Source organism: Pseudomonas sp. 2VD, from assembly GCF_005503585.1.
GTDB lineage: Bacteria > Pseudomonadota > Gammaproteobacteria > Pseudomonadales > Pseudomonadaceae > Pseudomonas > Pseudomonas aeruginosa.
On sequence record NZ_SCND01000446.1, the window covers coordinates 1 to 4271 of the forward strand.

Here is a 4271-nt window from a genome sequence, read left to right on the forward strand (position 1 = left end):
GTCGTGGAGCACGCCGACCAGCGCCGAAGCGCCCGCCGCCACGCTGAACTGCAGGCTGCCCATCAGCGCCGAGGCGCTGCCGGCGTGCTGTCCCTGTCCGGCCATGGCGCAGGCGGAAGCGTTGGGAATGATGCAGCCGAGGCTGGCCACGCATCCGAACAGCGGAACCAGCAGCGGCCACAGCGTGGCCGGTTGCAGCGAAGCGATGCCCAGCAGGGCCAGGCCGCACGCCAGGTAGCCCCAGATGATCCGCCGCAGCCAGAACGCCGGCCCGCGATAGCGCAGCAGCCGCGCGTTGACCTGTGCCATGACGATGAAGCCCGCGGCATTGCTGCCGAACAGCCAGCCATAGTGCTCGGCGGGAATCCCGTAGAGCTGGATGAACACGTAGGGCGAACCGGCGATGTAGGCGAACATCCCGGCCATCGCCACCCCGCCGGAAAGGCCATAGGCGAGAAACAGGCGGTCGGCGAACAGCCGCCGGTACTGCCCCAGCGCGCCGGACAGCGGCGGTCGCTCGCCGTCGGCCGGGATGGTTTCCGGCAGCCACAACGCCACGCCGAGGCCGGCCAGGGCGGCGAACAGGGTCAGGCAGACGAAGATCGATTGCCAGCCCTGCCAGTCCAGCAGCAGGCCGCCGGCCACGGGGGCGAGGATCGGCGCCAGGCCCATCACCAGCATCAACTGGGAAAACGCCTTGGCGGCGCCGATCGGATCGCACAGGTCGCGCACCACTGCCCGCGAGATGACCATCCCGGCGCAGCCGCCGAGGGCCTGGACGAAGCGCGCGGCGATCAGCCACTCCAGGCTCGGCGCCAGGGCACAGGCGGCCGAGGCCAGGGTGAAGATACTCACCCCCACCAGCAGCGGCAGGCGCCGGCCATAGCGGTCGGCCACCGGGCCGTAGAGCAACTGGCCGATGGACAGGCCGGCGAAGTAGGCGGCCAGGCTCAGCTGGACGTGCTCGACGTCGGTGGCAAAGGCCTTGGCCAGGGTCGGGAAGCTCGGCAGGTAGAAGTCGATGGCCAGTGGCCCGAAGGCGCTCAGGGCTCCCAGTATCAGCAGGATGCGCAGGTTCATGGATCGCTCGGCACGGGGCGCGTCGGCGGCAGGCAAGGCACTTTCCTGCGCGGCTCCCGGCAAGCGGGACGACGACGCCTATCATTGAATCGTCTGTGAGGGCGGGCGGCTCCAGGCCTGAAGGCCGGTACTGGCGGGAAGATGCTACGGACAGCCGGGGAGTCGCCGAAAAAGCAGCGCGCAGCATAACACCGAAGACACCCGCCGATCATGGCCGGAGACCGTGGATCCGCGGAATCCACGGCTCATGAATGAGCAGCATTAGACAAAGGTGGTGTCGAAATACTTCGAGTCCGCCCGAGCGCGGCTAAAATCGGTACACTCCCCGCCCCGTTGCCGAGACCCATTCGACTACCCAGCACAGCATGCGACGCACAAAGGAAGATTCTGAAAAAACCCGTACGGCCATCCTCCTGGCCGCCGAGGAACTGTTCCTGGAAAAAGGCGTGTCCCATACCAGCCTGGAACAGATCGCCAGGGCCGCCGGGGTGACCCGTGGCGCCGTCTACTGGCACTTCCAGAACAAGGCTCACCTGTTCAACGAGATGCTCAACCAGGTACGCCTGCCGCCGGAGCAACTCACCGAGCGCCTGTCCGGCTGCGATGGCAGCGACCCGCTGCGCTCGCTCTACGACCTCTGCCTGGAGGCCGTGCAATCGTTGCTGACTCAGGAGAAGAAGCGCCGCATCCTGACCATCCTGATGCAACGTTGCGAATTCACCGAGGAACTGCGCGAGGCGCAGGAACGCAACAACGCCTTCGTGCAGATGTTCATCGAACTCTGCGAGCAGTTGTTCGCCCGCGACGAATGCCGTGTGCGGCTGCATCCGGGCATGACCCCGAGGATCGCCTCGCGCGCCTTGCACGCGCTGATCCTGGGCCTGTTCAACGACTGGTTGCGCGACCCGCGCCTGTTCGATCCGGATACGGACGCGGAACACCTGCTGGAGCCGATGTTCCGTGGCCTGGTGCGCGACTGGGGTCAGGCCAGCTCGGCGCCGTAGCCCTCCTCGCGGATCGCCTCGAGTACCTGGGCGCTGTCGAGCCGGCTGGCGACCCGGACTTCGCCGGCGCCAAGATCCACCTGGACGTCCGCCGCCGAATCCTTCGCCTGCACCGCATGGGTGATCGCCCGTACGCAGTGGCCGCAGGTCATGCCCTGAACCTTGAAGACTTGCATGGTATTGCCTCCTGTTGGTCATCGATGGGGCGATTTTCGACCTTGACATGGTGTCAAGGTCAATCCTCGAAATATCCGGTAACCGACAAAGCGTCAAGAACGGGTAAAGGCGGAGTAAAGAGGCTTAAACCCTACAAAGCACATGGTTAACATGTTCACCTTGTTCTTCACGAGGTAGAACCATGTCCATCCGCCGCTATTCCCCGTCACAGATCGCCCTGCACTGGCTCAGCGCCGTCGCGGTCCTGCTGATCATCGCCCTGCCCTACGGCGCCGACTTCTTCGCCGGCCTGCTCGGCGGCAAGGGCAACGTCTTCACCCTGCACAAGTCGCTGGGCGTGGCGGTACTCCTGCTGACCCTGACACGCCTGGCGCTGCGCCGCGTCCAGGGTGTCCCGGATACCCTGGAGGGGAACCCGGACTGGCAGCGCGCGGCCGCCAAGGCCGGGCATTTCCTGCTGTACGCGGTGCTGATCGTCATGCCGCTCTCCGGCATGCTCGCCGGCAAGCGTCCGCTGGACCTGTTCTGGCTGGTGCAGATCGGCCCGTTCGACCTGCCGGAAGCCTTCAAGGCGTTCGCCGGCGGCACCCACGTCACCGTCCAGTACCTGCTTTTCGCGCTGATCCTCGGCCACGCCGCCGCGGCCATCTGGCACCACCGCGTGCAGAAGGACGACGTACTGCGCGCCATGCTGCCGCAACGCGGCGCCTGACCCCAGCGACGGACGGGCACGCGGATGCCCGTCCCGACTTGTCCCGGACCCCGGCTTCGGCCAAGCTTTTCCCTACGCCCCCGCCGCCGAGGCCCGCCATGTTCCCCATCCTTCGCCCGCTGCTCCATACCGCCGCCCTGGCCTGCGCCCTCCCGGCGCTCGCCGCGGACCCGCAACCGACCAGCGGCGGCTGGGCGCAACCCGACCCGGCACCGATCGGCTATGCGGTGCTGAACGTTTCCCGCGAGCGGGTCGAGTCCGGCACTGCCTGCGATGTTGGCCTGTACGTCCACGACGAACTGGTCGGCAACCTGCAACCGGGCGCCAGCCTGGCCCTGAACCTGCAACCCGGCTCGGTGGACGTGCGTCTTGCGCCGAACGGTCCTGGCGACGCCTGCCGGAACGGCATGACCATCCTCGCCGGACAGACCCTGACCCTGCGCCCCGGGGAGATCCGCAACCTGCGCATTACCCTCGGTGCGGGCGGGCTCTACCTGGCGCCGGTGGCGGATGGGTACTGAGGGGTAGCGACTTGCCGTGGGGCATTCGCCATGACTCAGGGCACGAAGGTGGCGTTTCGGCACCGGGTGCACGGGGACTGCCTGGCGGGCCGTGAATGCGTGCACTGGCCCCCAGCTCCCGTCGCTACCTGCACGGCACTAAGGGGGGAAGCTGTTGCTTAGCGCTTGAGCGGGCGTCGTGCTTGCCTTGGCCTCTTGTTTCGCCTTTCCAGGCGAGTTCCTTCTGCAAGCGTCCAAAAGACTCGCCCACCACTCGGAGGGCAAGCCAGGAGCCCGATCCGTAGGGCGAATAACCGCTTGCGGTTATCCGCCGGCTCTCCGGGGCATCGGCGGATACCGCCTGTGGCGGTATTCGCCCTACGGGACGTTCGAGCGGGCTTCATGTTTGCTGCTCAAGCTGCTTGTCGTGCTTGCCTTGGCCTCTTGTTTCAACTTTCCAGGCGAGCTCCTTCTGCAAGCGTCCAAAAGACTCGCCCTGCCACTCGGAGGGCATGCCAGGAGCCCGATCCGTAGGGCGAATGACCGCTTGCGGTTATCCGCCGGCTCTCCGGGGCATCGGCGGATACCGCCTGTGGCGGTATTCGCCCTACGGGACGTTCGAGCGGGCTTCATGTTTGCTGCTCAAGCTGCTTGTCGTGCTTGCCTTGGCCTCTTGTTTCGCCTTTCCAGGCGAGTTCCTTCTGCAAGCGTCCAAAAGACTCGCCCACCACTCGGAGGGCAAGCCAGGAGCCCGATCCGTAGGGCGAATAACCGCTTGCGGTTATCCGCCGGCTCTCC

At 66.4% G+C, this 4271-nt stretch carries 5 protein-coding genes; 3 read left to right on the forward strand and 2 right to left on the reverse strand.

Going from position 1 to position 4271, the window contains the following annotated elements:
* The coding region (locus FFS27_RS29325) for a multidrug effflux MFS transporter (protein WP_137952396.1) at nucleotides 1-1080 on the reverse strand (1080 nt) is incomplete at its 3' end.
* Between the two features lie 365 nt (nucleotides 1081-1445).
* Here FFS27_RS29325 and nalD point away from each other — a divergent pair.
* Entirely contained in the window at nucleotides 1446-2084 is a 639-nt protein-coding gene (gene nalD / locus FFS27_RS29330; RefSeq protein WP_003092152.1) for an efflux system transcriptional repressor NalD, read from the forward strand.
* Here the strand turns inward: nalD and FFS27_RS29335 are convergent.
* Nucleotides 2063-2260: a heavy-metal-associated domain-containing protein gene (locus tag FFS27_RS29335; RefSeq protein ID WP_003111818.1), complete on the reverse strand. Its 198-nt coding sequence runs from the start codon at nucleotides 2258-2260 to the stop codon at nucleotides 2063-2065. The two genes, nalD and FFS27_RS29335, sit on opposite strands and share 22 nt — an antisense overlap.
* A gap of 182 nt (nucleotides 2261-2442) precedes the next feature.
* Between FFS27_RS29335 and FFS27_RS29340 the strand changes: the two genes are divergently transcribed.
* Nucleotides 2443-2973, forward strand: coding sequence for a cytochrome b (locus tag FFS27_RS29340; protein WP_003092155.1), 531 nt, complete (start codon nucleotides 2443-2445; stop codon nucleotides 2971-2973).
* A 98-nt stretch (nucleotides 2974-3071) separates the two neighbouring features.
* A complete protein-coding gene (locus tag FFS27_RS29345) occupies nucleotides 3072-3494 on the forward strand; it encodes a hypothetical protein (RefSeq protein WP_021265148.1) in 423 nt (140 codons plus the stop codon).
* Nucleotides 3495-4271 lie beyond the last annotated feature (777 nt).